Raw genomic sequence first — 2,432 nt, 5'->3', positions numbered from 1 at the left:
TGGGCATTTGGTGGATGCCAGGAGGAAAAGGCGCGGGGAGGGGTTTGAGCTGCGAACCGATGACTGGGGTGCTATTCGGGCGGGCAAGGGGTTGTTTATCAGTGCCGACAAGCAGGTCAAGGCCGGCGGTGAGCAGCTTGATATGGAAGCCGCCATTACGCAGTTGGAAAGCGCGCTATCACTGGCGCGCTCCCTGGCCGATGCGGCTCGTAATGCACGAGCTTTGTCCGGTGATATCGATAGCCAACGATGACTGGTTCAGGCGCTCAGCGAGTTGGGGCAATCGGGCGTATTGCTGCATGCCCCCGCAGGCGTCGGTGTGGTCAGCCCCAAAGCGGTATGCCTGTCATCCGGGGGCGAAAGCGTGGGCATCATGGCGGCGCACAACGCCGACATCAGCGCTGGGCACAACATCACTGCCGCTGCCGAGGGGGGGATCAGCGTACTTGCGCAACATGCAGACATGCAGTTCAAGGCCGCCGTGGGCAAGATTGAGCTGCATGCCCAGGCCAGCAATCTGCATGCGATGGCGAAGACCGATATCAAGATCGAAAGCGTGGAAGGCCGTGTAGAAATCAGCGCTCCACAAGAGCTGGTGTTCACCTGCGGTGGCGCCTATATCCGCCTGAAGGATGGCGAAATTGAGCTGGGTGCGCCCGGCAACATTTACCTCAAGGCTGCCCATGTTCAAAAGTTTGGAGGCACCAGCCTTGATACGCCGGTATCACCGTTGCCGGCAGGTTATTCCGGTAGCTACACCTTGGAGGATGAAGCCCAGGTACCCATGCCGTTCACCCGTTATCGAATCACTACTCGGCAGGGGGAGGTGTTCAAGGGGGTGACCGATAAGGCCGGCAAAGCCATGCCGATCCATACGCTGGTGCCGAGTGCGTTGAACGTTGAGTTCCCGGCATCCGAGAAGTGGATCAGCTTTTGCGCGCCGGTTGAATTGAATCATCAAGGCATCAAATGCACGGCGACCATGGACGATGGCGCCGCCTTGCAAGGCGAGTTCGATTATCAAAACAAGGCGAGCTTTTATTCTTTTGCAGGTAATACCTGCGTCAAGTTTGAAGTGGCTGAACTTGCGCCGCAAGAAACCGGCATCAGCGGTGCCGAAGAAATACTGAAAAAGCTTATGGAGTAACCACGATGGATGCCTTTTATCGAAACTACTTGGCTCGAGAAAATCACTCGGTTGATGCTGAGGTTTTGGAACGTGCGCTAGAGAGCTTTGAGGGCGTTGCTGTTAAGTTTTCAGCGGATTTTATCGATGATGCGAAGCAGCGTGATAATTACAATCGCAACGTTAAGAGGGTCAAGGCTGAAGTCTTGAAGCAGGTAGAAAGTGGGAGTATTTCAGCAAAGGCAGGTGCTGAGTTTTGCTATGAGATGCGGAATAAAATCATGGCGGAAACGCGAGCCAAAACGTCGGTGGCGGGCCGTGCAGTTGCCGAGAAAAAGAAAATAATTTCTCCTGCTCTGGAAAAGTTGCTGGATGAAAAGTCAGCCAGGCAGTTTGGACAAAAGTTTAGTGAGTTGAGCCATCGGCAACAAAGCACTATTCATTACGAGATCATTGAGTCGTCCGCCAGACCCAGCGCGAAGTTTAATGTAAGAAACCAGGCGTTAAGCACGTTAGGCAAAGTGCTGATCGTGGTGACTGTTGCTTATGTTGTCTACGACGTTGTCAATGCGCAAAACAAAGCGAAAGAAGGGATAAAACAAGGCGCTGTAATGGCTGGCGGGCTGTCGGGCACGATTTTAGCCGGCTCTGCCGCTTCTTTGGTGTGTGGCCCGGGAGCTCCTGTGTGTGCAGTTGCACTATTGATTGCGGGTGGGGCCGCGGCCGGGTGGGTTGCATCAGAAGTTGTCGAGTTTTTTGATGACGAACTTGAGGAGTTTACTCGTTGGCGGGTGAGGTAGTACGTCAACTGACGTAGGCGAACGATGGAGGTGTTCATGACGTTTATTTTGTTGAAGTTGTTCTTTTCGTTGTTTGGGCCTCTGATGCTCGGATTAGCGGGGGCAGCGGTGAATGGTTATATCGCATGCCGTGATTTGGAGGTGGTGTTAAAGGTGTTTAAAAAAAGCTCCATTGTGACGTCCTATGCTGGCGTATGGGCGGGTGGTTCTTTTTTTTCACGCAGCGTTTTATCTATGGTAGTGGCCGGAAGTGTCATTTGGCCGGGCAAGCATATCCGCAATGGTTCGCTTGATGCTCAGGAGCTTGCTTGTTTGCCTGGACCTATCAAGTTGCGAATGAAGTGGTCGGTTGGACTGGTGATGGGAGGAGTTGGATGGTTGTTTTTTGTTTTTCTTGTTTTGAAGTTTTCCACCTGAATTGGAAAACAAGGCACCGCATCATGGATTACGGGTTTAACCCACTATTAGCTAGAGATACTCAGGGGCTTGTATGAGTGACGACTTTT

The 2,432-nt window shown here is 52.7% G+C and carries 4 protein-coding genes; all 4 read left to right on the top strand.

Annotated elements, in window-relative coordinates:
* Nucleotides 1-253 (top strand): type VI secretion system Vgr family protein (locus LIY45_RS30390; protein WP_226478685.1); only part of this gene is annotated, 253 nt, incomplete at its 5' end.
* Between the two features lie 21 nt (nt 254-274).
* The gene (locus tag LIY45_RS30385) at nt 275-1,147 is read left to right on the top strand and encodes a DUF2345 domain-containing protein (protein WP_226478684.1); all 873 of its coding nucleotides are present in this window, start codon (nt 275-277) and stop codon (nt 1,145-1,147) included.
* 5 nt (nt 1,148-1,152) lie between these two features.
* Nucleotides 1,153-1,926 carry a hypothetical protein gene (locus LIY45_RS30380; protein WP_226478682.1) on the top strand — a complete coding sequence of 258 codons (774 nt, stop codon included), beginning with the start codon at nt 1,153-1,155 and terminating at the stop codon, nt 1,924-1,926.
* 36 nt (nt 1,927-1,962) lie between these two features.
* Nucleotides 1,963-2,343: a hypothetical protein gene (locus LIY45_RS30375; RefSeq protein ID WP_226478681.1), complete on the top strand. Its 381-nt coding sequence runs from the start codon at nt 1,963-1,965 to the stop codon at nt 2,341-2,343.
* Nucleotides 2,344-2,432 lie beyond the last annotated feature (89 nt).

The organism is Pseudomonas sp. MWU16-30323, from assembly GCF_020515595.1.
In the GTDB taxonomy this organism is placed as follows: Bacteria; Pseudomonadota; Gammaproteobacteria; order Pseudomonadales; family Pseudomonadaceae; genus Aquipseudomonas; species Aquipseudomonas yamanorum.
This window is presented reverse-complemented; position numbering and strand designations above follow the sequence as displayed.

Coding starts and splice junctions, on each gene's coding strand:
- LIY45_RS30375 (WP_226478681.1), top strand. CDS start 1,963: ATGACGTTTATTTTGTTGAAGTTGTTCTTTTCGTTGTTTGGGCCTCTG.
- LIY45_RS30380 (WP_226478682.1), top strand. CDS start 1,153: ATGGATGCCTTTTATCGAAACTACTTGGCTCGAGAAAATCACTCGGTT.